This is a genomic window from Paenibacillus sp. FSL K6-1096, from assembly GCF_037977055.1.
Classification (GTDB): Bacteria; Bacillota; Bacilli; order Paenibacillales; family Paenibacillaceae; genus Paenibacillus_AQ.
Genome location: NZ_CP150274.1, coordinates 3,247,060 through 3,272,349, shown reverse-complemented (window position 1 = coordinate 3,272,349; position 25,290 = coordinate 3,247,060). Strand labels below are relative to the sequence as shown.

Annotated in this window: 20 protein-coding genes; 11 read left to right on the top strand and 9 right to left on the bottom strand. The window is 59.0% G+C overall.

Going from position 1 to position 25,290, the window contains the following annotated elements; translation table 11 throughout:
* Positions 1–16: 16 nt before the first annotated feature.
* The gene (locus MHI24_RS14495; RefSeq protein WP_340026293.1) at positions 17–862 is read right to left on the bottom strand and encodes a DUF72 domain-containing protein; all 846 of its coding nucleotides are present in this window, start codon (positions 860–862) and stop codon (positions 17–19) included.
* Between the two features lie 164 nt (positions 863–1,026).
* Positions 1,027–2,619, bottom strand: coding sequence for a histidine kinase N-terminal 7TM domain-containing protein (locus MHI24_RS14490; RefSeq protein ID WP_340026292.1), 1,593 nt, complete (start codon positions 2,617–2,619; stop codon positions 1,027–1,029).
* 324 nt (positions 2,620–2,943) lie between these two features.
* Between MHI24_RS14490 and MHI24_RS14485 the strand changes: the two genes are divergently transcribed.
* From MHI24_RS14485 to MHI24_RS14460, 6 genes are all read left to right on the top strand, one after another.
* Positions 2,944–3,726, top strand: coding sequence for an ABC transporter ATP-binding protein (locus tag MHI24_RS14485; protein WP_340026291.1), 783 nt, complete (start codon positions 2,944–2,946; stop codon positions 3,724–3,726).
* A gap of 2 nt (positions 3,727–3,728) precedes the next feature.
* Positions 3,729–4,541, top strand: coding sequence for an ABC transporter permease (locus MHI24_RS14480; RefSeq protein WP_340026290.1), 813 nt, complete (start codon positions 3,729–3,731; stop codon positions 4,539–4,541).
* The gene (locus MHI24_RS14475; protein ID WP_340026289.1) at positions 4,541–5,440 is read left to right on the top strand and encodes an ABC transporter permease; all 900 of its coding nucleotides are present in this window, start codon (positions 4,541–4,543) and stop codon (positions 5,438–5,440) included. Before MHI24_RS14480 ends, MHI24_RS14475 begins: the two co-directional genes overlap by 1 nt.
* An 84-nt stretch (positions 5,441–5,524) precedes the next feature.
* Positions 5,525–6,634: an ABC transporter substrate-binding protein gene (locus MHI24_RS14470; RefSeq protein WP_340026288.1), complete on the top strand. Its 1,110-nt coding sequence runs from the start codon at positions 5,525–5,527 to the stop codon at positions 6,632–6,634.
* Between the two features lie 92 nt (positions 6,635–6,726).
* Positions 6,727–8,190: a CoA-acylating methylmalonate-semialdehyde dehydrogenase gene (locus tag MHI24_RS14465; RefSeq protein WP_340026287.1), complete on the top strand. Its 1,464-nt coding sequence runs from the start codon at positions 6,727–6,729 to the stop codon at positions 8,188–8,190.
* 32 nt (positions 8,191–8,222) lie between these two features.
* Positions 8,223–9,590 carry an aspartate aminotransferase family protein gene (locus tag MHI24_RS14460; RefSeq protein WP_340026286.1) on the top strand — a complete coding sequence of 456 codons (1,368 nt, stop codon included), beginning with the start codon at positions 8,223–8,225 and terminating at the stop codon, positions 9,588–9,590.
* On the opposite strand, the gene MHI24_RS14455 is transcribed toward MHI24_RS14460, so the two are convergent.
* Complete coding sequence (locus MHI24_RS14455) at positions 9,556–11,244, bottom strand: PucR family transcriptional regulator ligand-binding domain-containing protein (RefSeq protein WP_340026285.1); 1,689 nt, start codon at positions 11,242–11,244, stop codon at positions 9,556–9,558. The genes MHI24_RS14460 and MHI24_RS14455 overlap by 35 nt on opposite strands.
* Before the next feature lie 310 nt (positions 11,245–11,554).
* Here MHI24_RS14455 and MHI24_RS14450 point away from each other — a divergent pair, with 310 nt between their 5' ends.
* From MHI24_RS14450 to MHI24_RS14435, 4 genes are read left to right on the top strand one after another with little or no spacing between them, the layout of a single operon-like run.
* A complete protein-coding gene (locus tag MHI24_RS14450; RefSeq protein WP_340026284.1) occupies positions 11,555–12,946 on the top strand; it encodes an NAD(P)-dependent oxidoreductase in 1,392 nt (463 codons plus the stop codon).
* Between the two features lie 31 nt (positions 12,947–12,977).
* Positions 12,978–14,267 (top strand): NAD-dependent dihydropyrimidine dehydrogenase subunit PreA, encoded by a 1,290-nt coding sequence (gene preA / locus MHI24_RS14445; protein WP_340026283.1) that lies wholly within the window; start codon positions 12,978–12,980, stop codon positions 14,265–14,267.
* 1 nt (position 14,268) lies between these two features.
* Positions 14,269–15,696 (top strand): dihydropyrimidinase, encoded by a 1,428-nt coding sequence (hydA, locus tag MHI24_RS14440; protein WP_340026282.1) that lies wholly within the window; start codon positions 14,269–14,271, stop codon positions 15,694–15,696.
* 1 nt (position 15,697) lies between these two features.
* Positions 15,698–15,937, top strand: a complete 240-nt coding sequence (locus tag MHI24_RS14435; RefSeq protein WP_340026281.1) for a hypothetical protein — start codon at positions 15,698–15,700, stop codon at positions 15,935–15,937.
* A gap of 504 nt (positions 15,938–16,441) precedes the next feature.
* Here the strand turns inward: MHI24_RS14435 and MHI24_RS14430 are convergent.
* The 4 genes from MHI24_RS14430 to MHI24_RS14415 all read right to left on the bottom strand — a co-directional run bounded on the left by MHI24_RS14430 (position 16,442) and on the right by MHI24_RS14415 (position 22,239).
* Complete coding sequence (locus tag MHI24_RS14430; protein WP_340026280.1) at positions 16,442–16,963, bottom strand: GNAT family N-acetyltransferase; 522 nt, start codon at positions 16,961–16,963, stop codon at positions 16,442–16,444.
* Between the two features lie 108 nt (positions 16,964–17,071).
* A complete protein-coding gene (locus MHI24_RS14425; RefSeq protein WP_340026279.1) occupies positions 17,072–17,746 on the bottom strand; it encodes a hypothetical protein in 675 nt (224 codons plus the stop codon).
* 251 nt (positions 17,747–17,997) lie between these two features.
* Complete coding sequence (locus tag MHI24_RS14420; protein WP_340026278.1) at positions 17,998–19,092, bottom strand: response regulator; 1,095 nt, start codon at positions 19,090–19,092, stop codon at positions 17,998–18,000.
* Positions 19,093–19,113: 21 nt separating this feature from the next.
* A complete protein-coding gene (locus MHI24_RS14415; protein WP_340026277.1) occupies positions 19,114–22,239 on the bottom strand; it encodes an ATP-binding protein in 3,126 nt (1,041 codons plus the stop codon).
* A gap of 279 nt (positions 22,240–22,518) precedes the next feature.
* Here MHI24_RS14415 and MHI24_RS14410 point away from each other — a divergent pair, with 279 nt between their 5' ends.
* Complete coding sequence (locus MHI24_RS14410; protein WP_340026276.1) at positions 22,519–23,154, top strand: TVP38/TMEM64 family protein; 636 nt, start codon at positions 22,519–22,521, stop codon at positions 23,152–23,154.
* On the opposite strand, the gene MHI24_RS14405 is transcribed toward MHI24_RS14410, so the two are convergent.
* Entirely contained in the window at positions 23,140–24,651 is a 1,512-nt protein-coding gene (locus MHI24_RS14405) for an aminotransferase class V-fold PLP-dependent enzyme (RefSeq protein WP_340026275.1), read from the bottom strand. The two genes, MHI24_RS14410 and MHI24_RS14405, sit on opposite strands and share 15 nt — an antisense overlap.
* Positions 24,652–24,741: 90 nt before the next feature.
* The gene (locus MHI24_RS14400; RefSeq protein WP_340026274.1) at positions 24,742–25,218 is read right to left on the bottom strand and encodes a DsrE/DsrF/DrsH-like family protein; all 477 of its coding nucleotides are present in this window, start codon (positions 25,216–25,218) and stop codon (positions 24,742–24,744) included.
* Positions 25,219–25,290: the final 72 nt, after the last annotated feature.

Below are 25,290 nucleotides of genomic sequence, written 5' to 3'. Positions count from 1 at the left end.
TGTAACTCTCTGTACATCAGGTGAATAAATCTAGCTGGCGCGGGGCGAGTCCGCCGTCGATTCCGAGCAGCGACTGCAGCTCCAGCGCATTGGGGGTAGCATCCCCGGCGGAGTTATTATTGAACACTACATAGATGTCCTTGCAGGTCCGCTCGAGCGTAAGCAGCCGGCCCCGCCACTCTGTCAGCTCTTCCGTGCTGTAACGGTACAGGTAGCGCAGCTTGCGCCAGTCGGGGTGGCTGCTCTGGTTCCAGCCTCCGGCATTGCGGCCGTGCAGCCGCACGTAGGTAATATCCGGCGTGGTCGCCACCGGGACAATCGGGATGGAGCCAGAACCGGCCTGCGGCTCATCGGCTATAGTATGAATCCAGCCTTCCTGCTCCAGGAACCGGAGCGTCCGTTCACGCATCTCCGCACTGTACCAGGACTCGTTGCGGAATTCGACCGCAGAGGGCACATCAAGCATTCTCTCCTTAATCTCCCGCAGAAATTCCACATTGTCTCTGGTGCAGTCGAACCACGGCGGGAATTGGAACAGGGTCATGGCCAGCTTGCCGGCGGAGCGCACAGGGGCGATAGAGGTATGGAATGCCCGGTACATTTCCTCGGGGGTGTCGTAGTAATTCTTTTTGCTGCGCAGATGTCCGGTCATCCCCTGGTACGCCTTCACAATGAACTTGAAGGATTCCGGGGTCTGGTTCACCCACTTCTCATAGTTCTTCACCGGCTGTACAGCGTAGAAGGAGCTGTCGATCTCAACGATGGAGAAATAAGCGCTGTAGGCAGGAAGCCGCTCAGCGGGCTTGATTCTGCCGTACAGCTCCTCATGGTCGCCGAAGCCGGTAAGCCCGATCTTAATCATAGAGAGGCCTCCTTGTCGGTCTGATCTCACCGGTAGCAGTACTGGCTACCTACTTATTAAACTGAAAACCCATCAAGGCAAACAAGCGCAACACAGGAATGGGCGAAACGGGGGGCGGGAAGTGCTTCCAGGGAGGCGGTTCCGCAGGGCAGCGGCTGCCCTCGTCACCCGGGCATATAGCGGGTAATAGAGGAGCCGCTGGACAGATGGACGGTATTGCGGCCGTTCCGCTTGGAGGAGTAGAGGGCGTGGTCGGCCTCGGAGAGCAGCTCTTCAAGCGAGTGCCGGCCGCGGGCCGCTTCTGCTGCGCCGAAGCTGGCCGTCAGGCTGATGGGGCCGGACAGCGTAGAGAAGATGCTCTGCTCCAGATCCGCGCGGATACGCTCGGCGGTCCCGGCAGCTTCCGGAAGTGCCGCTCCCGGCAGGCTCAGGACGAATTCCTCGCCGCCATACCGGCCGAAGATGTCATCTGGCCGCAGATGCCGGCGGCAGATGCTGACTACATGCTGGAGCGCCATATCTCCGTACTGGTGGCCGAACCGGTCATTGATGCTTTTGAAGAAGTCCACATCCATCAGAATGATGGAGAAGGGGTTGTCCGCCGCAGCGGCTTCCTCCAGCTTCTGCCGGCTCAGCTCCATGTAATGGGTGCGGTTGTATATCCCGGTGAGGCTGTCGATGGTGGCGAGCTGCAGCAGCTTCTCCTGAAGCAGCGTGCGTTCGGTCACATCGATCAGCATAATCATCCGTCCGGCCAGCAGTCCGTCATGCTTCAGTACGGGAGAGGAGCGGATCTGGTAGTAGCGGACTTCTCCGCCTGAATGCCACACCAGCTCATGCTCTTCGCTGTCCTGCGGATTGGAATTCATGACATAATCGGCAGCCTCCGGGCCGGCCGGGAGGAACAGCTGGGCGAGGGGGCGGCCGATGGCGGCGGCGTCCAGACCCTCCAGCATCTCTGCGGCAGCGCGGTTATAATCCACCAGCTTATCCGAGAGGTCCATTACCAGCACGCCGTCACGCATGCTCTCGAACAGATTCTCCCGGGCAATAGGTGCAGCGGTCAGCATTCCGCGCGAGAGAATGGCCCAGATATACAGGGAGGAGGTGACGCTCATCACCACCGGTACGGGGTCTATGCCGTAAGGGGTCAGATCCATCAGGTACAGAAAAGCGCCCAGCGCCGGAAGGAACTGCCCGACGAAAATGATCAGCATCTGCCGCAGGTATGCCCGTCTCATCCGGCCCCAGCGCCACAGAATCAGACACATCCCGGCCAGCATGCAGCCGAAGGTCATACTGCCCTGCACGATGTACCAGGGACCCATGACGATATCCACCAGCGGTGTTGGCGCACCTGCCCGGAAATAGATGGATTGATAGAACAGGTGATGGAGGTCGTTGGTCCATACCAGCACGGTGGAGATCAGGGGAACCGAATATAGAAAAGTCAGCAATTTGCGGGTAATCAGCCGCTCCAGGCCGACGAAGTGCATAATCATCAGCAGGCTGGAAGGGGCGATATAAGGCATGCCGAGGTACTCCAGCTTGATCCAGAATTTGATCTCCTGCATGGAGCTTCCGGAGAGCTCGAGTGCGAAGGCGAAGGTGTACACCGCCGAGGCGGCTGAGCTGACGATGAAGGCGTTAAGCCCGGTGAAGTCCGTTTTACGGTAAAAAGCAAACAAAGCCAGCAATGCGCTCAGCACGCCGGAAATGGAGACGATAATAATATAATTTGAAATCATGGCTTCCATGGGAGTGCCTCCAGGTGTTGAGATGAATTCAATGATAGCACACAACCGCATAGATGACATGGGAGGACGGGTTCGGACTGGCGGAGGGCGTAATGCTTACTATTTTTATCGGCATAACGCTCCCGATATTAACAATATAAACGGCTGCCTGGACAAAATGACGGAATTTCATCGTGTCCCTTTTACGCTTTGTCTAATGTGGGAGCAGAGTGCAAAGTGTAACATGTTAATTAATCCTACATGGAAAACGAATAAATGCTTTTGTAAGGAATAATGTGTTATATTAATTAACGTTAAATTGACTCAGGAATGGAGGAGTGCCGGATGTCATTAGCCGCAAAAAAGATTCCTGAAATCCAACTCGACAGCGTCGAGATGCGCTACCGGACCGAATCGGCGGATGTGCTGGCGCTGCATCAGGTAAGCCTGAATATTGCCAAGGGCGAATTCGTCTCTCTGCTGGGACCTTCGGGCTGCGGCAAGACGACTCTGCTGAGACTGATGGCAGATCTTATCACACCAACAGCGGGCAATATTACAGTAGCCGGCAAAAGTGCCAAGGAGGCCCGGCTGGCCCAGAAATACGGTATCGTCTTCCAAAGTCCTGTGTTGTACGACTGGCGGAAGGTGAAGCATAATATCACGCTGCCGCTGGAGCTGCTGGGCGTCAAGCGGTCCGTCCGCGAGGATAAAGCGCTGGAGCTGCTGGAGCTGGTCGGTCTGCAGGGCTTCGCCGACAAGTATCCCTGGCAGCTCAGCGGGGGAATGCAGCAGCGTGTCGCTATTGCCAGAGCGCTCTCGATGGAGCCGGAAATCCTGCTCATGGATGAGCCGTTCTCGGCGCTGGATGAATTCACGCGCGAACGGCTGAATGAAGAGCTGCTGTCCGTCTGGAGCAAGGTGCAGAGCACGATTGTGTTCGTGACCCACAGCATTCCTGAATCGATCTTCCTGTCGGACAGAGTCTTCGTCTTGTCTCCGCACCCGGGACGGCTCTCGGCGGTCGTGGATATTCCGCTGCCGCGCCCGCGTACGCCGCAGATGAGGAACAGCCCGGAGTTCTTCGAGCTGGTTGCCCGGATTCGCGGCAGCTTCGAAGGGGTGTAGCCATGAAGCTGAACCGTGCGGTGATGCTCAGGCGTGCGCTGCCGCTGTTCGTCTGGGTCTCCGGTCTGCTGATCCTGTGGGAGGCGGCCTCCTGGTGGCTGCTGCATGTGGCCCGGACGCCGCTGGCCCAGTCCAAGCTGCCTTATGTCCATGAGGTAGCCGCCACGCTCTGGATGTACAGCGGCACGCTCTTCCGGGAAGGGGGAGCAACCTTCGGCAATGCCGGGGCCGGCTTCCTGATCGGTGCCTTCGCCGGGGTGCTTCTGGCGGTGCTGATGAGCCTGTCGCGTACGATAGAGCAGCTCGCCTTCCCTTATGCGGTAGCTTCGCAGATGATTCCCATTCTGGGGCTTGCGCCGATTATTTACGGTATTGTGCGCGATGAGCAGGTATCGAGAATTATCATCTCCGGCTATATTACCTTCTTCCCTGTAGCACTGAATATGCTGCGCGGTCTGCGCAGTGTGGACCCCTCTGCTCTGGAGCTGATGCATTCCTACGCCGCAAGGCCGTGGACGGTATACTGGAAGCTGCGGCTTCCGGCCTCGCTTCCGGCACTGTTCAGCGGGCTGAAGATCGCTGCACCGCTGGCGGTTACCGGTGCCATCCTCGTTGAGCTGATGGGCGCGCAGCGGGGGATCGGCGTCATCATGCTGCGCAATCTCTACTACGGTCCCTCCCATGCGTATATGTTCTGGTCTACGGTTCTGGTCGGCGCTCTGCTCGGGATCGCCAGCTATGGACTGATGAGTCTGCTGGAACGGCTGGCCGCCCCATGGCAGCCGGAATTCCGCTCCCAAGGAGGCGAGCGCTGATGGAGAGCCATCCTGCCCGGGAGATTCCGTATGCTGCTTCCGGCGGCAAAGAGGCGGATTCCCTGTCAAAGACATCCTCTAACAACATTGTTGCACCAGAAAATGAGCGTAACGGTAGCTTGGGCATATCTCTGAAATGGTTAAACCGCGGAGTCGCTCTGCCTCTGCTGGCGGGGATCCTCTTCCTGCTCCTGTGGGAGAAGCAGGTCTTCCATGGCATCTTCGGGCTGAAGAAATATCAGCTTCCTCTGCCGTCTGCCATTGCTGAAGCGATGCGTGACAACATCAGCCTGCTGCTCTCCTACACCGGCTATACTCTCGCTGAAGCGGTGATCGGGATGCTGATCGGCTCAGCCTGCGGCTTCCTTATCGCTCTGGCCGCTACCGCCTGGCCCCGCTGGGGCGGAAGCAGCCTGAGTCTGGTGGCGGCGCTGAATGCCGTGCCGATTGTTGCACTGGCCCCCATCATGAACCTGTGGTTCGGGGACGGCATCGGCTCGCGGGCCGCGATTGTGACCGCGACCACGATGGCGGCGATGGCGATCAATGCCTACAAGGGCATGTCTGCCGTTGATCCGCTGGCGCTTGACCTGATGCATTCCTATGCGGCAGGCAAGCCGGCGGTCTTCCGCTATCTGCGGATACAGAACAGCCTGCCTTATGTGTTCACTGCCCTGAAGATCAACGCCACTGCCAGTATGATCGGAGCGATTGTCGGGGAATTCTTCTTCTCCTCGCGGGGGCTAGGCTATCTGCTCTCGAACTCCATCAAGGTGGCGAAGATGCCGCTCGGCTGGTCCTGCATCGTGCTTGCGGCCATTGCGGGAGTGATCTTCTACCTGGCCGTTGAACGGCTGGAGAAGGTATTTATCAAGTGGCATCCTTCCCGGCGTGCGTAATGCCGGGAGTTATGCATAGAAGAGCATCAATAACCATGCTGTGCAGGGCCGATTACCAAAACTAGAGTGGCAGGGGGAGTTGCGATGAGACAAGGTAGACAGGGCAAGGTGCGCATCAGGCTATGGGTGGCGGCGGTGCTGATGCTGCTCCCGCTGCTTGCAGGCTGCGGCGGCAATAATAACGCAGGCAGCCCGGCGGCAGAGGCGGGTGGGGGCAATGCGGCCACAGCCTCGCCGGAAGCGGCGGCAACCAGTGAACCGGCAGCTGAGCCGGTGACGGTGAAGCTGCAGCTGAAATGGGTGCCGCAGGCGCAATTCGCCGGCTACTTCCTGGCGCAGGACAAAGGATATTATGCCGACGAAGGGCTGAAGGTCGAGATTCTGCCCGGCGGGCCGGATATCGTGCCTGAGCAGCAGGTGGCGGGCGGAACGGCAGACATCGGCGTAGACTGGGTGGCGAGCCTCTTGACCAGCCAGGAGCAGGAGATGCCGCTGGTGCAGATCGCCCAGATTTTCCAGAAGAGCGGGCTGGTGCTGGTATCCAAGAAGGAGGCGGGCATCACTACCCCGGCGGACCTGAAGGGCAAGAAGGTCGGCAACTGGATGGGCGGCAATGAATTCGAGCTGCTGGCGCTGTTTGACAAATACAAGCTGGATTCGGGCAAGGATCTGAACTTCACCAAGCAGGGCTTCACGATGGACCAGTTCCTCGGCGGCGAGCTGGATGCAGCTTCGGCTATGACCTATAACGAATATCAGGTCGTGCTGGAGTCGGGCGTCAAGCCGGAGGAGCTGAGCGTCATTGATATGAATGATGAGGGAGTGGCGATGCTCGAAGACAATCTGTTCGCGAACAAGGAGTGGCTGGAGGGCAATAAGGAGACGGCCGCCAAGTTCGTCCGCGCTTCCCTGAAGGGCTGGGCGGATGCGATTGCTGACCCGGAAGCGGCGGTGGACAGTGTGATGAAGCTTGCCGAAGCGGGAAGTACAACGAGAGAGCACCAGCTGACCATGATGAAGGAGGTCGCCAAGCTGATTCAGCCGGAGGGCTTCGATGCTTCCAAGCTGGGTTATACCGATGCGGCAGCCTTCCAGCAGACGGCGGACATCGCGCTGAAGTTCGGTGTGATCAAGACCGCCGCCAAGGTGGATGAGGCGTATACGAATGAGATTGTGGAGATGGCGGCGAAATAACGGCGTTGCTTCATAATTGACAGAGATGGCCGCCAGGGTAAGGCGGTCATCTCTGTTAAGAGGCGGCCAGACGAGGGAAAGGGGTGCAGGCGATGCCACTGCTCACCGGGCAGGCTATGCAAGTGAAGAATTATGTGAACGGGGCCTGGGTGGAGTCCCGCTCCGGCCGGCAGGAGGAGGTGTTCAACCCGGCGACGGGTGAGGTGATTGCCCATGTGCCGCTCTCCAGCCGGGAGGAGCTGGATGCAGCGGCTCTGGCGGCTGCCGGGGCTTATCCCTTATGGTCCAAAGTGGCGGTTCCCCGCCGGGCCCGCTACTTCTTCCAGTACCAGCAGCTGCTGGTGCAGCACTGGAGGGAGCTGGCGGAGCTGATTACGCTGGAGAACGGCAAGAGCCTGGAGGAAGCGCTGGGCGAGGTGCAGCGCGGCATCGAATGCGTGGAGTTCGCCGCCGGCATTCCTTCGCTGATGATGGGCAGCCAATTGCCGGATATCGCCACAGGCGTTGAGTCCGGCATGTACCGCTATCCGCTGGGGGTGGTGGGCGGGATCGCCCCGTTCAACTTCCCGATGATGGTGCCCTGCTGGATGTTCCCGTTGGCCATTGCCTGCGGCAACACCTTCGTGCTGAAGCCCTCCGAGCGGACGCCGCTGCTGGCGAACCGGCTGGCCGGGCTGTTCGCGGAGGCGGGCTTCCCCCCGGGGGTGTTGAATGTGGTCCATGGGGCGCATGAGGTGGTGGACGGCCTGCTGGCCCACGAAGCGGTGAAGGCGGTCTCCTTCGTCGGATCGCAGCCGGTGGCGGAATATGTGTATAAGCAGGGAACGGCGCACGGCAAGCGGGTTCAGGCGCTGGCCGGAGCGAAGAATCATTCCATTGTATTGCCGGATGCCGATCTGGACAATGCGGTGAAGAACATTATCTCCGCCGCCTTCGGCTCGGCCGGGGAGCGCTGCATGGCCTGCGCTGTCGTAGTGGTGCATGAGGCGGTGGCGGATGAGCTGGTGGGCCGGCTGGCCGAGGCGGCCCGCGGGCTGAAGATCGGGGACGGCAGGGAAGACGGCGTCTTCCTGGGGCCGGTCATCCGCCAGGCGAGCAAGGACCGGACGATTGCCTATATTGAGTCGGGACTGGCCGAGAACGCGGAGCTGGTGCTGGACGGCCGGAAGGCCGCAGCGGCGGCGGGCGGCGGATTCTTCCTCGGGCCTACGATCTTCGACCGCGTACACACGGGAATGGCGATCTGGCGCGACGAGATCTTCGCACCGCTGCTGTCGGTGGTGCGGGTGAAGAATCTGGCGGAGGCGATTGAAGTGACGAACCGGTCGTCTTTTGCCAATGGAGCCTGTATCTATACCGACAGTGCCAGTGCGATCCGCCAGTTCCGCGAGGAGGTGGATGCCGGGATGCTGGGAGTGAATCTGGGCGTGCCTGCCCCGATGGCGTTTTTCCCTTTCTCTGGCTACAAGAAGTCGTTCTATGGCGATCTTCATGCGAATGGCCGCGACGGCGTGGAGTTCTATACCCGCAAGAAAATGATTACCGCGCGTTACTAAATATGAGGCGAGTGCCGAGAGGAGCGAGGGCTGTGCAGAGCCTGGGCCAAGACAGCGAGCTGGCGCTTAAGCAGGACCAGCAGTATTTGTGGCATAACATGACCCCTTATAGCGAGAAGAACCCGCCGATGATTGCCGCTGCAGCCAGCGGATCATGGGTAACGGATATAGACGGCAACCGGTTTTTGGACGGGATGTCCGGCCTGTGGTGTGTGAATGTCGGCTACGGCCGCAAGGAGCTGGCAGAGGCAGCATATCAGCAGCTCCTGACCCTGCCGTATTTCCCGCTGACCCAGAGCCACATGCCAGCCATTGCTCTAGCCGCGAAGCTGAATGAATGGCTGGAGGGCGACTATGTGATCTTCTTCTCCAACAGCGGCTCGGAGGCCAATGAAGCAGCCTTCAAAATCGCCCGCCAGTACCACCGCCAGACCGGGCAGCCGGACCGCCATAAGTTCATTGCCCGCTACCGGGGGTATCACGGAAGCTCGCTGGGCGCGCTGTCCGCGACCGGACAGCCGCAGCGCAAATACCGGTATGAGCCGCTGGGCAGCGGGTTCCTGCATGTGGCGCCCCCCGACAGCTACCGCCGTCCGGAGGGGATGCCGGAGGAGGCCTTCAACCTGCAGTGTGCGCAGGCAATTGAGGATATGATCATCTGGGAAGGGGCCGAGTCGGTGGCGGCGGTCATTATGGAGCCGGTGATTACCGGCGGCGGCGTCATTGTCCCGCATCAGGTCTATATGGACCGGGTCCAGGAGATCTGCCGTACCCACGGCGTGCTGCTGATCATCGACGAGGTTATCTGCGGCTTCGGGCGGTCCGGCCGCCGCTTCGGGCACCACAATTTCGGAGTGAAGCCCGATATTGTCACGATGGCCAAAGGGTTGACCAGCGCTTATCTGCCCCTGTCGGCTACTGCCGTGCGGAGGGAGATCTACGAGGCATTCAAGGATAACAGCGATGACTACGGCCACTTCCGCCATGTGAATACCTTCGGCGGCAACCCGGCCGCTTGTGCGCTCGCCCTCTGCAACCTGGAGATTATGGAGCAGGAGAAGCTGGTTGAACGGGCCGCTGTGCTGGGCAGGCGGCTGACAGATGCCCTCGCCGGTCTCCTCAGCCACAAGCTGGTAGGCGACATCCGCAGCTTCGGGCTGGTGCTGGGCATTGAGCTGGTGGCGGACCGGGCCTCCCGGCAGCCCGCCCCGCTCAGCATCATCAAGGGCATTATTGCCGATTGCCGGGCCAAGGGGCTGATCATCGGCAAGAACGGGGATACGGTGGCGGGCTACAATAATGTGCTCACCCTCGCCCCGCCGTTATCCTCCACCGATGAGGATATCCAGTTCATTATTGATACCCTCACAGCTGTGCTGAACGGGCGCTGGGCAGAGTGAGCTTCTCCGGGTAGAGAAGCTGGTAGGCCCGCAGGGCGACCTGGATGGAGATCCGGTTCTCCGGCAGCATGAAGTCCTCGCCCAGCAGCTCGGTGATTTTGTCCAGCCGGTAGTAGAGCGATTGCCGCACGATGAACAGGCTGCGCGCGGCAATCTGCTTGGAGCCGTCATGGTCCAGATACACGCGCAGTGTCAGCAGCAGCTCGCTGCCCTTCGCCTCGTCGTGGTCAATCAGCGGGCCGAGGTAGCTGCGGATGAAGCTCTCCAGCGTCCGGCCGTCATTCAGGCTCAGCAGCAGCTGGAAGACGCCCAGCTCCTCATACATGAGAATCGGCTTCTGGTAACAAGAGTAGAGCGACAGCGCCTGGACTGCCTCCTGGTATGCGGCATGGGCGTGCTTCAGCCCCCGGTGGGCCTTGCTGACGCCGGTAACGAGCTGCAGATCCTTCAGCTTCTCGTCGGCACGGATATGCTGCAGGGCGTCCAGCGCCTGCTGCAGGCGCAGCTTGCCGGGCACCCGTGACTGGATGTCCAGCGCAATGACGGTCAGGCGGTTGTTCTTCAGGGTAATGAGCGGGCGGAGCGAGTGCTTCTCGAAGATTGAGCGCAGCAGAAGCGAGAGGTGGAAGGTAATCGATTCCCAGTCGTTCTCCGGGCTGTTCCACTTCACTTCAGGGGGATTCTCAATCTCGATCAGGCATACACGGTAGGGCAGCTCATTGACCAGATTGAAGTCGGGTCCGATCAGCCCCTTGAGCCGGTTGTCATCCTGGCTGCGCCCTCCGACCAGCTCCTCCACCCACAGATTCTCCGAGAAAAGCTTCCGCTCCTCCATATACCGTGTCCGCAGCAGCTCCTGCGCGATCGACAGGGAGGCGGAATCCAGCAGCAGGCAATCGAATTCCTGCGGCTTGTGCGGGCAGACCATCAGGATATAAGCCCAGGTCTGGTCCAGAGCGCCCACCGGCTTCACCGCCATGGTTCGATGGCCATATTCGCGGAGCTGGGGGGCAGCCTCAGGCTGCACTCCTTCCATCTCTTCGCGGAAGGCTGCGAAGGCCTCCAGCAGCGGCTGCTGCTCACCGGGCGGCAAGGCCGGGAAGAAGAGGGGCTTGCTCTGGGGCTGCACATAGACGATCTGGGTGCGGGTGCTTTTGCATAATAATTGCAGAACCTTAAGGGTTCCCTGCGAGGTCAGAGTCAGCCGGTGGAATTCACGGGAGATGCTCTCCAGCTCCTGCAGCATCCGGTGATGGCGGTTGATAATCAGGGAATGCAGATCGAGGGTAATATCGACAAAACGCACCGTACGGGTGAACTGGATCAGAGGAAAGTCATGCCGGTTGGCCAGGCTGATCATCTCCTGCGGAATCTCGCTGAAATAGGTCCCCAGCTCAATGCACAGGCAGGCGGCGTTCCGGTCGATCAGATTCTGCATGAAGGAGCAGGCGGCGGCTGTATCCCGGCTTGCGCCCATGCCGGTGGTCAGAATCATCTCCTCCCCGTGAATCAGACTCTCCAGGCTCGGGCTCTCCAGCACATGTACCCAGCGGACCGCCCGGTTCAGGCCGCTGCGGCCCCCAATCAGCTCAGCTTCTGCGAAGAGCGGCCGTTTCAGCGCATCGCGGATCGTTAATACTAGCTCCCAGTCCATAAGCTTCCCCCCATTTATAGTCGGTCCCGGACGCTCCTGGCGCACCGGGTAAAAAATAGACTTTTGAAATTAGACAATCTGTCTAATGTAACCCCAAGACGAATTGACTATAGTTTTGAATATAAAATGTCAGGAAACTTAACTTTAACTGGAGTGTGATTAGCGCTTTTGTTGGCTTTGGTGTTTATTTTACTACAATAATCGTTGGAAGTAAGTGAAATATTCAGGAAATCTCAAGAATAATGTTATGTTATATTACACTATGGCTAATCGAGAGCGGAAAACGTTCATCCAGAAGGAGGGTACACCCATGGAGCTGACCTCACCGGCAATGACAGATACACCCGATTTGATCCTGCACAATTTCGCCGAAGCCGAACCGGGACTTACCCGCAAAGGGGCTATCGAGGAATCCAACCGCTGCCTGTACTGTTATGATGCGCCCTGCATCAAGGCCTGCCCGACCGGCATCAATATTCCTTCCTTCATCCGAAGAATCGCTACCGACAATCTGAGAGGCTCGGCGCAGACGATTATGGACTCCAATCCTGTAGGCGCGAGCTGCGCCCGGGTCTGCCCGACAGAGGAGCTCTGCGAGGGGGCCTGTGTCCTGAACGAGGCTTCCGCGCCGATTCAGATCGGCCTGCTGCAGCGGTATGCCACCGACTGGGCGGTCCGCAGCGGCATTCAGCTGTTCCAGGCCGGCGAGCCTAACGGGAGGAAGGTTGCGGTGATCGGCGGCGGTCCGGCTGGCCTGTCGGCGGCAAGGGAGCTGGCGCGCGCAGGCTTCAAGACAGTAATCTATGAAGCGAAGCCGCTGGCCGGAGGGCTGAATACACACGGCATTGTCTCGTTCCGGCTGCCGCAGTCCATCTCCCTCTGGGAGGTGGAGCAGGTGGAGAAGCTGGGCGTAGAGATCCGCACGGGCGTGAAGGTCGGCACGGATATCTCTATAGCCGAGCTGAAGGAGGAATATGATGCCATTGTGCTCGCTGCGGGGATGGGGAGCGTGCCTCCGCTGGGCATTGAGGGCGAGAGCCTGTCCGGTGTCTACGATGCGATCGAGCTGGTCGGGTCCACCAAGCCGGGACAAGTAGCGCCGGAGCTGTCCGGCCGGCGGGTGGCAGTCATCGGGGCAGGTAATACAGCGATCGATGCGGCTACCTGCTCGGTGCGGCTTGGCGCAGCGAACGTGAAGATGGTTTACCGCCGGACCCGCGCCGAGATGACGGCGTATGATTTTGAATATGAATTCGCCAAGCAGGAGGGCGTAGAATTCAGCTGGCTGACTTTGCCGAAGCGCATTATTGGCGATGAGCAGGGCAAGGTCGCAGCCCTGGAGTGCGTGCAGATGAGGCTGAGCGGCGCAGCCGGGCCGGACGGACGCCCGGCTCCGGTGCCGGTGGAGGGCTCGGAATTCCTGCTGCCGGTGGATGCCGTGGTGATCGCCATCGGCCAGCAGCGGCGGCTGGAGCTGATAGAGGCGCTGGGACTGGCCCACCGCCGGGGTGTGGTGGAGATTGACGCGAAGACCGGCCGCACCTCTGATCCGCAGATCTATGCTGCCGGAGATATTGTATTCGGCGCAGGCGCGGGGGAGGCGATGGTCGTCTCCGCCGCACAGCAGGGCAAGGCTGCCGCCTATGCCATTGCAGAGCAATTGTCCGGGCGTCTCCGGCATGTAGCTGATTCGGCTGTATAACTTGACTTCATAGAAAAGGGAGGGAATGGCAATGGCAGATCTCCGTATTGATTTTGCAGGCATTCAGTCACCGAACCCGTTCTGGCTGGCCTCGGCGCCGCCTACGAATACAGGCTATCAGGTGCAGCGCGCCTTCGAGGCGGGCTGGGGAGGCGCGGTGTGGAAGACGCTCGGCGAGCCGGTAATCAACACCTCCTCCCGGTTCGCCGCCGTTCATTTTAACGGGCAGCGTGTTGCAGGCTTCAATAATATTGAGCTGATCACTGACCGGCCGCTGGAAGTCAACCTGAAGGAAATCGCCGAGACGAAGAAAAGATTCCCGGACCGGACAATCATCGCTTCCCTGATGGTGGAGCCGAAGCGGGAGAAGTGGCACGAGATCGTCAAACGTGTCGAGGCTGTCGGCGTAGACGGCCTGGAGCTGAACTTCGGCTGTCCGCATGGCATGGCTGAGCGTGGGATGGGCGCGGCGTCCGGCCAGCAGCCGGATCTGGTGCAGGCGCAGACAGCCTGGGTCAAGGAGGTGGCAGAGACGCCGGTCATCGTGAAGCTGACGCCGAATATCACCGACATTACCGTTGTTGCCCGTCATGCGGTCAAGGGCGGAGCCGATGCGATCAGCCTGATCAATACGATCAACAGTCTGGCCGGGGTGGATATCCATACCTGGAACACGATTCCGCATGTCGGCGGACAGGGGGCGCACGGCGGCTACTGCGGTCCGGCGGTCAAGCCGATTGCCCTCAGCATGGTGGCGGAATGTGCCCGTGACCGTGAAGTCGGCGTACCGATCTCCGGCATCGGCGGCATCTCCACCTGGCAGGATGTCGTGGAGTTCATGCTGATGGGCTCCACTGGAATTCAGGTCTGCACGGCGGTGATGCATCACGGCTTCCGGATTGTTGAAGAGATGATCGACGGCCTGAACCATTACCTGGATGAGAAGGGGCTGGCGTCGGTAACGGAGCTAATTGGCAAATCGGTGCCCAGATATTCCAACTGGGGCGATCTTGACCTGAATTACAAAGTGGTTGCACGGATCAACGAGGAGAACTGCATCAACTGCAATAAATGCCATATCGCCTGTGAGGACGCCTCACATCAATGCATCGATATGCTGACGGATGCAGCGGGTAAGGCCATTCTGCAGGTACGCGAAGAGGATTGTGTAGGCTGTAACCTGTGTTCCATTGTCTGCCCGGCAGACGGTGCCATTGATATGGTTGCTGTGGACAGCGGGGCGGCCCCGATGAGCTGGAATCAGCGCAATCAGGTAATCAGCGGACTAAGCAGCTCCTATTCGGAAGTGGAGGTGGGATAAGATGAAGAAGCTTATCAAGAACGGGATTATTGTTACAGCGGCCGATACGTACAGCGGGGATGTCCTGATTGAGGATGGTATCATTACGGGGCTGGGTCTTCAGCTGGATACAGCCGGGGCGGAGATAATCGATGCTTCCGGCTGTTATGTGTTCCCTGGCGGGATTGACCCGCACACCCATCTGGATATGCCCTTTGGCGGGACGGTGACAGCAGACGACTTCGAGACCGGCACCATCGCCGCTGCCTATGGCGGGACGACCACGGTGATCGACTTCTGCCTGACCCAGAAGGGCCAGCCGCTTCAGCAGGCCGTAGACACTTGGCATAACAAGTCGCAGGACAAAGCGGTGATCGACTACAGCTTCCACCTGATGGTCTCGGAGCTGAATGACCAGGTGCTGGGTGAGCTGCCGCAGATTATTGAGCAGGAGGGCATCACCTCACTGAAGGTATTTATGGCCTACAAAAATACATTCCAGGCCGATGACGGCGTACTGTACAAGACGCTGCTGGCGGCGAAGCGCGAAGGGGCGCTGGTGATGGTCCACGCCGAGAACGGCGATGTGATTGAGTATCTGGTCGACCAGGCGCTCGCCGCAGGGAACACTGATCCGGTGTATCATGCCCTGACCCGTCCCCCTGAGCTGGAAGGCGAAGCAACGGGCCGGGCGGCCTATCTGACCGGGCTGACCGATTCGCAGCTCTATGTGGTGCATGTCACCTGCGCCGAGGCGGTGTGGAAGATTGGCGAAGCCCGCAAAAAAGGGCTGCGCGTCTACGGCGAGACCTGCCCGCAGTATCTGTCGCTTGATGTGACGGCGCTTGAGCAGCCTGACTTTGAAGGGGCCAAGTATGTCTGGTCGCCTCCGCTGCGCGAGGCATGGAACCAGGAGGTGCTGTGGGATGCGCTCTGGAGCGGCACGCTGCAGACCATCGGCTCCGACCAGTGCTCATTCAACTTCAAGGGCCAGAAGGAGCTGGGGCGGGGCGATTTCTCGAAGATTCCGAACGGAGGGCCGACGATCGAAGACCGGTTCAGCCTGCTCTACTCCGAGGGGGTGGAGCAGGGGCGGATTACACTGAACCGGTTCGTGGATATCATCTCTACTTCAAGCGCCAGGCTGTTCGGCCTGTTCCCGCAGAAGGGGACCATCGCTGTCGGCAGCGATGCGGATATCGTGATCTTCGATCCGGCGGCAGAGCGGGTTCTGTCGGCGGAGACCCATCATATGAATGTGGATTACAATGCGTTTGAGGGCATGAAGGTTAAGGGGGAGCCGGTGTCTGTGCTGAGCCGGGGGGAATTCGTGATCCGCGACAAGGTGTTCGTCGGAGCCGCAGGCCGGGGCAAGTATCTGCACCGCAAGCGCTTCGGGGCGGGGCAGGCCGCGCCGGCCGCAGCAGAAATAAGCGGAGGAGTGGTCTGAGATGTCAGCATTCGCAGAGTTCGAGGAGGAGCGCCGGCAGATCGACAGTCTGTTCGGGCAGGGTTATACTGTTGCCGGAATATATGAGGATCTGGACGGTGCCAGAGTTATCTTCATCCGCAGTGAGCCGGCTGGAGAGCCGGTGGAGCTGCTGCTGCTCACAGCGGATGCGCGCAAGCATGTGACGGCAGTGATTTTTGACCGCAGCCGGCTGGTGAAGCCGATTGAAGCCCACGCTTAAACGTAAAATGGAATAACGGAGATCAAGCCCCGAACGGCTCTGACGTGGGCTTGGTCTTTTTGTGTGTGCAGGGAATTGTGAGTTACGTCTACCCGTGGAAAAGTGCGCTTACGAATGGGCGGCAGGCAGGTAACTGGGGCGAATGTATGCGGAAAACCGAACACAATGGGGCAGGAGCGGCGCGTGGGCCAAATGTATGCAAAAAACCGAACACATTGGCAGCTACGTGGGCGAGTGGTCCAGATGTGTGCGAAAAACCGAACACATTGGCAGCTACGTGGGCGAGTGGTCCAGATGTGTGCGAAAAACCGAACACATTCACAGCTAAGTGGGCTAGTGGTCCAAATGTATGCGGAAAACCGAACACAATGGAACCAGGGACGGGGCGTAGGGCCAATGTATGCGGAAAACCGAACACAATGGAACCAGGGACGGCGCGTAGGGCCAATGTATGCGGAAAACCGAACACATTTGCCCCTCATGGCTCGAGCTGCATCCCCCTATCTATCTGTCAGGCTGGCAGAGAGAGTCATCCGTACGTAATTCATGGCGCAGGATGGACATGATCTGGATGGACTCGAATCCCTCCTCCGTCCGCAGGCATTCGCGCAGGGTACCTTCCAGCTCGAAGCCGGCTTTGGCGTAGACATGTTGTGCTCTGACATTGTGGTCTTTAACGTCTAGCCACAGCCGGTGAGTGTCCGTATGGGCGAATGCCCAATGGATCAGCAGCTTCAGTGTTAATGTTCCATAGCCGCAGCCCTTGGTCTGAATGACAAGGCGTTGGATGCAGACTGTGAGGTTCGGGTCCTGAATTCCCGTGAGGATTACGTACCCCACCCGTTCCTGCGCCGGACCCTCGACAATGAGATGCCTGATATCTTCGTCCGCCAAGGCTGCAGCGTGCTGCTCCCTGCTCCACTGTCCAACGAACCTGCGGTTTAGCTCGTTCCCTTCGGCAGACAGGACAAAGTCGAGATCTTCCAGTGCCGTTGCCCGTAACTTTATAATGTCTGAATGCAGCATTGCATCCACCTGCTTTCTGAGTATGTATACAGCCATATAGTACAGGAAGTATAGACGGCTGCCAACCGGAGGGAGGAAGTAAGCGGATCTGGTTATGTAGAATATCTGCTACAACAGATGGTTGTCAGGTGTTCGTGCCGAGAAGACGGAGACGGAAGGGGACACAGTGATATCCACCCGTGCCGGAGCGCTGACCGTCACATCGGGGGAGTAGAGGTAGAAGCTGTTGCCGGCCTCAGAGGTGCGGATGCGGGTGAATTCATTGGCCAGGCTGATCAATGAGGAGGAGGCCAGGGTGTGCTCTTTGACCCGCAGCTTGAAGGTAACCAGAGTCTGGTTCACTGCCGGGATGGAATGTTGTCCTCCGTCCGCTTCGACCTGGATATCGATTCCGCGTATGCTTGTATTCATTCCGAGATAGATGCTGCCGTCAACGGGGCTCTGGAAATTGAACCCGGCCCGGTTATTCACTTCGTCACCGGCGGTATAGCTGCCTTCCTTATAGATTGAATGCCGCGTATACTCTAGGTTGCTGAAGACATCGCTGTCATATTGAACAATGAAGTTGAAATAGCTGTAGCCGCAGTCATTGGCAGCGAAATCCCGCAAATGTACCTGCACAGTGACCTCTTCGCCGGGTGAATAAGCCTCTTTGTCGGTGGTGACCTCAACGCGCATTGCAGGAGAGGTATTATCCACGGTTACCTCGCGGATCATGGATAACATCAGCGGAAGTATCTTGATGCGTCTGACAGCCTGTTTGAAGCGGAATCTTCTATTCATGTTACATCCCCCATTGCCCTAATTGTTTGCATTCTTGTGCACAAATGCTAGTGTATATGAGCAATGGTAACAATTGTCACTGATAAATCACTGATAAAACGCTGATAAACGTCGAACATTGCCATAAAATATCGAAAAATTGCACGCCAAGAGACACCTTCCCGGCAAATGAGGGGGTGTCTCTTCGGGCTTCCGCCGGTCGGCGGCGTGCCTGACAGCAGCACACGGACAGCCTGGCTGTCCCGGTCCGCTTATCTGCCCAGCCGTTCATATTCCTCGGTGAACCAGTCCGGCAAATCATCGCCTGTCTCCGCAATGTAGGAATTGCGGAATTGGGTGTATCTGCGCTGGGCACGCAGCGGCTTGCCGATCTCGTAATAGATGGAGATCAGCCGCAGGGTATAGCTCTCCTCCAGCGGCTCCAGCTCGGTCAGCCGCACCGCATAATCCTCGGCCTCATAGGGCCGGCCAGCCTGAATTAATTCGATGGTCAGCTGCTCCAGCAGCTTGAGATACAGACGGCGGTATTTATCGCGTGTGGCATATACCCATAGACTGTCCAGCGATTGCAGCAGATCGCCTGTATACAGGGCAGCGGCCCTGCGCATGTCTTCGGGCTGATTACTCTGCAGCGCCAGTGTGGCGGCCTCATGGAACTGCTCGGTGTCACCCTCAATGCCGCGGGATTCCAGCCGGTAGTTCTCCCTGTTGAAGCTCAGCTCAATGCTGTCCTCCAGTCCCGCCTTTTTCAGCGTTTTGCGGATCTGATAGACGGTGGTGTGCAGATACTGCTTGCCCTTCTCATAATTCCACTGGGGGAACACATCGTTCAGAATCAGGCTGACACTGCCCAGCCGGTGAATCCACAGATAAGCGAACAGCTCCTGCGCCTTGTGCGTTCTCCATTTCACGGTGCCCTGAGGACTGGTCAATTCATAGTTCCCGAGCAGACGGAAGGACGTCTGTCCATTCCCTGTCCCGTCGGTTACGGAGATCTTACGCTTGCTGAGCAGCTTGTTCCAGGTCCTCAGCAGGCGCGAGGGGTCCACCGGCTTCAGCAGATAATCCACCGCAGACAGGTCGAAGGCTTCAACGGCATAATTCCGGTAGGCGGTTACGAATACGATGTCGGTGTCCGGTGATAACGGCAGCAGCTTCTCGGCAAAAGCAAGCCCGGACAGCTCCGGCATCTGGATGTCCAGGAACAGAATATCCGGCTTCAGCTCAGCGGCGGCCGTGAAGGCTTCATGCGGATTATCGTAAGCCAGAACAGAGGATATGCCCTCACACTGGAGCAGCAGCTCCTGCATCTGCTCCAGTGCCGGCTGTTCATCATCAATGACCATTACTGAGATACTCAGGAGAACTCATCCTTCCATTGGGATTGTTATAAGTACATCTATGCCCCCGCCGGCTCCACGGGTCAGGACCAGCGGGCGGCCGAACTGGGTCAGCAGCCGCCGGTTAATGTTCCGCAGGCCGATGCCGGTGCCTTTTCCATGCGGAGAACGGTAATCCTCCTTCATCCAGGAGGAGAGCTGCTCATCGCTCATGCCCTTCCCGTTGTCCGAGACGGTGATCAGGATATCGCCGCCTTCCTGCCGGGTGGAGATCACCACCGTTCCGCCGCCGATCTTCTCCATCAGGCCGTGGCGGACAGCATTCTCTACAATCGGCTGCACGATTAGCGGCGGCAGAGAGAAATCGCTGACCCCGATCTGATACCGGGCCTTCAGCCGTTTGCCGAAGCGGGCCTGCTCCAGCGACAGATAGGCTTCGATCAGCTCCAGCTCCTTCTCGAACGGAATGGCCGTCTCCTGGTTGCTGAAGTCGAAGCTGCCGCGGAGGAAGTTGCTCAGATCATAGAGGAGCTGCTGGGTCTTCTCGGTATCGCGGGTGCTCATCCAGATGATGGTGTTGATCGCATTGTAGAGGAAATGCGGCTTGATCTGCGCACGCAGCATGGCGATCTCTGAGCTGAGCCGCTCGGAGACCGACCGCCTGAGCTGGACCAGCGTATTGACGCGGCCCTTGAGATCGCTCCAGGCGTACGGCTTATGGATAAAGTCATTAGCTCCGGCACGGAAGGCTGCCTCATTGAAGTGGAGCTGCTGTCCGGCCGTGGCCATCAGGACCGGCAGGTCCAGCGGAGTATACGTCTGGCGGATCAGCCTGCACAGCTCAAGGCCCGACATCTCCGGCATCATGACATCGATAATACAGAGATCGAAGCTGCGGTCGCTGGCGAGCAGCGCGAGCGCTTCCCTGCCGCTGCTTCGGGTGGAGATGCTGTAATGCTCCAGCGACAGCAGATTGGTCAGCGCCTTCAGATTGGCGTAGTCATCATCGACAATCAGAATGCGCGGGGCATGCCGCTCTGCCGGCTCATCTGAATGCGGCGGAGCTGCCGAGCGGTATTTCCAGCTGTCGTCCAGCATCTCCGGCGGCAGCATCTCTGGAGGCAGCCTCTCCGGCGGGAAGAGCGGCAGCTCCTCAGATTTCCGGGCACAGGCGGCCTCCGCCGGGGTGCCGGGAAGGGTGAAGGTGAAGGTGCTGCCGTAGCCCACTCTGGACGACACGGAGATGCTTCCGCCGTGCAGCTCTACCAGCTTGCGGCTGATCGCAAGGCCCAGCCCCAGCCCTCCGGTCTCCAGCGAATCGGCCTCGCTGATCTGCTCGTAGTCGCGGAAGATACTCTCGAATTGATCCTCGGGAATGCCCCGTCCGGTATCGGTCACCGCAACAGACACGAAGGCCTCCTGCCAGGCTGCCTCAATTACCACGCTGCCGCGGTCCGTGAACTTCAGTGCATTGTCCAGCAAGGTGTAGAGAACCTGCATCAGCCGCTGCTCGTCCGCCTGGACCAGGTAGACGCCCGGCGGAATATGATTCTTGATGCGGATGCTGCCCTTCTTGTTCAGGAACTGGAAGACCTCAATGACAATCGCAGCCACCCCCTGAACATCAACAGTGCCCCATTGCAGGGTGATCCGCTGGTGCTTGATCTGTTCATAATCCAGAATGTCCCGGACCAGGAAGGCCAGCCGCCTTCCGGTCCCGAGAATCAGCCGCATGTCCTCCCGCTGGGACAGGCTGAGCTGACCGCCTGCTCCCTCATGCATCGACTGGGCAATATTAATAATGGCATTCAGCGGGGTGCGCAGCTGGGTCGAAGTTTTGAGCAGGAATTCGTCCTTATCCCTGTCCTTGCGCTCCAATTGCAGGGACAATTGCTTGATCATCTGATACGCATGGGCATGGCGCGCGGACAGGAACAGCCCTTCAGCCAGAATGAACACAGGTCCCGGCAGCGGCGGGACAACATAAAGCTCCGTGCCGAGGAACAGATTGCTGGTTAAGGAGCAGGTGAACATGACGGCGGCAACAACCCCGATGAGCAGATAATAGGAGCCGGTCTCCCGCAGGTAGATCGCCTTTATCATGATATAGAAGGTGTAACAGACAGAGATGAAGCTGACCGCCAGCAGAAATCCGGTAATTCTGGAGTAGACCAGTGTTGACGTCAGCAATACGATGCAGCAGAAGATCAGGGCATACAGCCGACAGAACCGCTCGAAGAACCGGGAATAGAGCGCGGGAAACAGGGAATACGTATAGCTGGATACACAGTAGAACCCTACCATCCCGGAGATGGCCTGCAGCTTGCTGAACCACTCATAAGACATGTTCGGGACATAATCGAACAGCAGCTTCTCGCTGTGTGTCAGCATATAGAGGACGATCATGAAGCAATAGACGGCCAGGTGAAGCGAGGACTTGTCCTCCTTGCGCTGGAATCCCTGTCCGAAGAAGTAGACGCCGATACAAGCAAAGCCGGCCACCAGCAGGATATCATAGGTGCTGTTCCTCTCGGTGAGCGCCTGGATGGCGGCGGGAGTTCCGATGCGGACCGGTTCGGCAATGCCTCCGCCGGCATAGTTGAAGTCAGAGACATAGATCAGAATCTCTGCGGTCTGGTTCTTGCTGCTGAAGGTTAGGGTATATGGCTGGTTGCGCGGCTCCGTGGCCTGCCGGGATTCGCCCGCAGTCCCGCTTCCTCCCAGGCGCTCGCCGTTTACGTATACCTCACTGGCATTCCGGATGTTGGTCATCTTAAGGGCGAAGGCGGGAATATCCGGCGGAAGCTGGACCAGCAGGCGGTAGGTCGCATATCCGTAGCGGGAGAAGCCTGTGGCATCTGTCCAGGGAGTCCAAGGTCCGGGCACAGGCATATAAGCCGGCGTCTGCGGAGGGGAGCCGGTACTCTGCGGGTCCAGGTGCTGCTGCCAATAGAACTCCCATTCCCCGTCCAGCGGATAGACGGAAGCCGCATCGAAGGTGCAGGACGACAGATCCGCAAAGCCGGACCGGGGAGTATAGCAGGCTGATGACGCATTGCGGAACAGCGGGAATAAAGCGGCCCCGGTAAGCAGGCCGATGCACAGCAGGGCCAGCACTCTTTGGGCCAGCAGGCTATAATCAAATGTTCTCATGAAGACCTCACTTCGGGCTGGCTGCAGATTCAGTCAAGATTTCCGTTCATACAGAGATATTTCCGGGTTCACGCCGTCCGGTTAACCTTTGAATTCATCATATCTCCGGCAGCTTGCGCTTGTCCAGCCTGTACGTGCCCTGAAAGAACGGGAATAGTCCTCTGCGTTGCTCGACTCTTGGTCTCAGAGAAGCTGAAAGTATTGTATAATTGAAGCTCACTTGCTGTATCTCTAGGGAATAGCGAAGAATTCTGTCTGTAATAGGGAGCGCTGAAGAAAATGTATGCAATAGATGTAATGTCATGGCTGACTGAGGACCGGCTGCGGATGCTGCTGGAGCAATACCGTTCGCTTGGGCCGCTGCCGGGTGTGGGGCTTACCTTCATGAAGTCCTTTGTGCCGCCGCTGCCGACGATTGCCATTGTGGGGCTTAATGCGGCGGTATACGGGCTGTGGCTGGGGTTCCTGTATTCCTGGATCGGCCTTGTGGCCGGATGTACCGTCACCTTCCTGATCATCCGCGCCATCGCCAGCCACCCCTATCTGGCCAAATGGGCCCGGCGGCCCAAGGTGGCCAAGGCCATGACCTGGGTCCGCCAGAGCGGGTTCAGCTATGTGTTCCTGCTCAGCCTGTTTCCGGTAGGGCCGTTTGTAGTCATCAACATGGCCGCCGGCCTCGCGGGGATGAAGCTGCGCTCCTTCCTGATTGCGCTATGCGCAGGCAAGGCGATTATGGTGCTTGCCGTATCTTACATCGGCAACGATGTGGAGCGGTTCATCCGCCATCCGTGGGAGCTGATCTATGTGCTGCTGTTCATCGGATTGTCACTGTGGGGGGTAAAAGCGATTGAGGCCGGGTTCGCCCGGCGGGCACGGGAGAGGGAGCTGCACAGCAAGCCGCTACAGAACGAATAGACCGCTGATCTCCTCCGCAGTCCCGCCCCGTTCTGCGGAATGAAGCCAGCTGTTCGCGGCAGCGTTGTAGCTGTAGTCGCCAGCCCATTCTCTGTGATGGTCTGCGATGGACCTTACGGCGTAGAGCATATGCTCCACCTCCCGGTCGGTCATGATCGGGTGCAGGGACAGGCGGACCCAGCCCGGCTTCAGCGACTGGTCCCCGGCGTGGATCGCCTGGATGAATGCCTGCGACTCAGCGGGGCCCAGCCCGAGCAGCTGATGGCCGTAAGGCCCGGCGCAGGAGCAGCCTCCGCGGGCCTGAATACCGAAGCGGTCATTCAGCAGCCGCACGGCCAGATTGTAATGAACCTCCTTCAGGGTGAAGGAGACGATGCCGTGGCGCTCAGTCTGTGCCTCCTCCAGAACGGAGCAGCCGGGGACCTGCGCAAGCCCGGAGAGCAGCCTGCGGCACAGCTCCTGCTCCCGGAGGGCCATATATTGGCCGGGCCCGTTCATCTGCTCCTTCAGCCGGATGCACAGCGCGGTGCGGATGGCCTGCAGGAATCCGGGCGTTCCCCCGTCCTCGCGGACCTCGATATCATCGATATAGCGGCGGCCGCCCCAGCGGTTCACCCAGACTACAGTCCCGCCGCCGGGCTCATCCGGCAGTCGGCCGGTGCAGAGGGCGGTGTCGAACAGCAGCACGCCGCCGGTCCCCGGTCCGCCGAGGAATTTGTGCGGAGAGAAGAAGACGGCATCCAGCTTCTCCAGCGGGGAAGCCGGATGCATGTTGATCTCTGTGTAAGGGGCGCTGGCGGCGAAGTCCACGAAGCAGACCCCGCCATGCCGGTGCATCAGCGCCGCAAGCTGATGGTAGGGGGTCTGGATGCCGGTGACATTCGAGCAGGCGGTGAAGGAGCCGATCTTGAAGCGGCGGCTCCGGTAACGCAGGAGCAATTCCTCCAGCCGGTTCAGGTCGACCCGTCCCCCCGCCCCGGACGGAACAGTCACCACATCGCCGATACCCTCCTGCCAGGGCAGGAGGTTGGAGTGATGCTCCATATGGCTGACGAAGATGACCGGCCGGTCCTCCGGCGGGCAGACGGCTTCCGGGTTCAGCCATTCCGGCAGCTTCAGGCCCATCAGGCGTTGCAGTTTGTTCACTGCCCCGGTGGTGCCGTTGCCGCAGAAGAGCAGGGCGTCTGCGGGACCGGCATGCACATGCCGGCGGATGATGCTGCGCGCTTCATTGTAAGCCAGGGTCATTGTCAGTCCGGTGGTGTTGGAGTCGGTATGCGGATTGCTGACGTAGGGGCCGAAGGTCTCCTGCATTTTGCGCTCAATCGGCTCATACAGGCGGCCGCTGGCCGTCCAGTCGGCATAGAGCAGCGGCTGCCGTCCGTACGGGGTGGCGATCAGATGGCGGCTGCCGACCGTATGCTCACGGAATGGCGCGAAATGCTCTTGCAGTGAAGAAGGCACCTCTGCCGCAGCGGGGCGTTGGATACTGAGCACGGGCAATCCCTCCAGGCGTATTGCTTAAGTCTTGATCTGCCCCAGTATATGCCCCCGGAGGGTAATAGGTTAATGCCCAGGCGAAGCTCCTCAGATGAAGAGCTGAATATCGCTCTCCAGGGCGTCCTTCAGATAAGCGGCGGCATCGATAATCTCCACCTCCGGCAGCAGCTCCTCCGGCTTGAAGCCCATAATCTCCACCGACAGCTTGCAGGCGTAGAACTTGATGTTCTTTTTGCGCGCGCCCTTCAGGAAATGAATCAGCTTGGGGGCATGCTGATCCTCCATCATCTCCTCCAGCATCAGCTTGCCAAGCCCGCTGAAGTTCATACGCGAGAGCGGCAGCTGCTCCGGCCCCTTGGGTGTAATGACATCCATCAGCTTCTCGTAGATGCTCTTGTCTTCCAGCGTCATCGTTTCAGGATCGCGGACCAGGAACAGCCCCCAGAACGAGAAGAACATCGTTACCTCGACCTCAATATCCCTGGCCGCATTGGCCAGAATCAGCCCCGCCATCGCTTTGTCATACTCTCCGCTGAACATCAGCAGATTCAACTTTTTGCCCATTCCTTAGCCCTCCATTGGTATCCATAGAATTGTCTTAGTATGGATACCCGGAGGAAAAGTATGCCTGACGCC

What these genes read in the sequence shown, in the direction of transcription:
- MHI24_RS14415 (WP_340026277.1), bottom strand. Translation starts at nt 22,239, where the DNA reads ATGAGAACATTTGATTATAGCCTGCTGGCCCAAAGAGTGCTGGCCCTG.
- preA (WP_340026283.1), top strand. Translation starts at nt 12,978, where the DNA reads ATGGCAGATCTCCGTATTGATTTTGCAGGCATTCAGTCACCGAACCCG.
- hydA (WP_340026282.1), top strand. Translation starts at nt 14,269, where the DNA reads ATGAAGAAGCTTATCAAGAACGGGATTATTGTTACAGCGGCCGATACG.
- MHI24_RS14470 (WP_340026288.1), top strand. Translation starts at nt 5,525, where the DNA reads ATGAGACAAGGTAGACAGGGCAAGGTGCGCATCAGGCTATGGGTGGCG.
- MHI24_RS14485 (WP_340026291.1), top strand. Translation starts at nt 2,944, where the DNA reads ATGTCATTAGCCGCAAAAAAGATTCCTGAAATCCAACTCGACAGCGTC.
- MHI24_RS14455 (WP_340026285.1), bottom strand. Translation starts at nt 11,244, where the DNA reads ATGGACTGGGAGCTAGTATTAACGATCCGCGATGCGCTGAAACGGCCG.
- MHI24_RS14475 (WP_340026289.1), top strand. Translation starts at nt 4,541, where the DNA reads ATGGAGAGCCATCCTGCCCGGGAGATTCCGTATGCTGCTTCCGGCGGC.
- MHI24_RS14495 (WP_340026293.1), bottom strand. Translation starts at nt 862, where the DNA reads ATGATTAAGATCGGGCTTACCGGCTTCGGCGACCATGAGGAGCTGTAC.
- MHI24_RS14410 (WP_340026276.1), top strand. Translation starts at nt 22,519, where the DNA reads ATGTATGCAATAGATGTAATGTCATGGCTGACTGAGGACCGGCTGCGG.
- MHI24_RS14465 (WP_340026287.1), top strand. Translation starts at nt 6,727, where the DNA reads ATGCCACTGCTCACCGGGCAGGCTATGCAAGTGAAGAATTATGTGAAC.
- MHI24_RS14480 (WP_340026290.1), top strand. Translation starts at nt 3,729, where the DNA reads ATGAAGCTGAACCGTGCGGTGATGCTCAGGCGTGCGCTGCCGCTGTTC.
- MHI24_RS14435 (WP_340026281.1), top strand. Translation starts at nt 15,698, where the DNA reads ATGTCAGCATTCGCAGAGTTCGAGGAGGAGCGCCGGCAGATCGACAGT.
- MHI24_RS14425 (WP_340026279.1), bottom strand. Translation starts at nt 17,746, where the DNA reads ATGAATAGAAGATTCCGCTTCAAACAGGCTGTCAGACGCATCAAGATA.
- MHI24_RS14450 (WP_340026284.1), top strand. Translation starts at nt 11,555, where the DNA reads ATGGAGCTGACCTCACCGGCAATGACAGATACACCCGATTTGATCCTG.
- MHI24_RS14400 (WP_340026274.1), bottom strand. Translation starts at nt 25,218, where the DNA reads ATGGGCAAAAAGTTGAATCTGCTGATGTTCAGCGGAGAGTATGACAAA.
- MHI24_RS14490 (WP_340026292.1), bottom strand. Translation starts at nt 2,619, where the DNA reads ATGGAAGCCATGATTTCAAATTATATTATTATCGTCTCCATTTCCGGC.
- MHI24_RS14420 (WP_340026278.1), bottom strand. Translation starts at nt 19,092, where the DNA reads ATGGTCATTGATGATGAACAGCCGGCACTGGAGCAGATGCAGGAGCTG.
- MHI24_RS14430 (WP_340026280.1), bottom strand. Translation starts at nt 16,963, where the DNA reads ATGCTGCATTCAGACATTATAAAGTTACGGGCAACGGCACTGGAAGAT.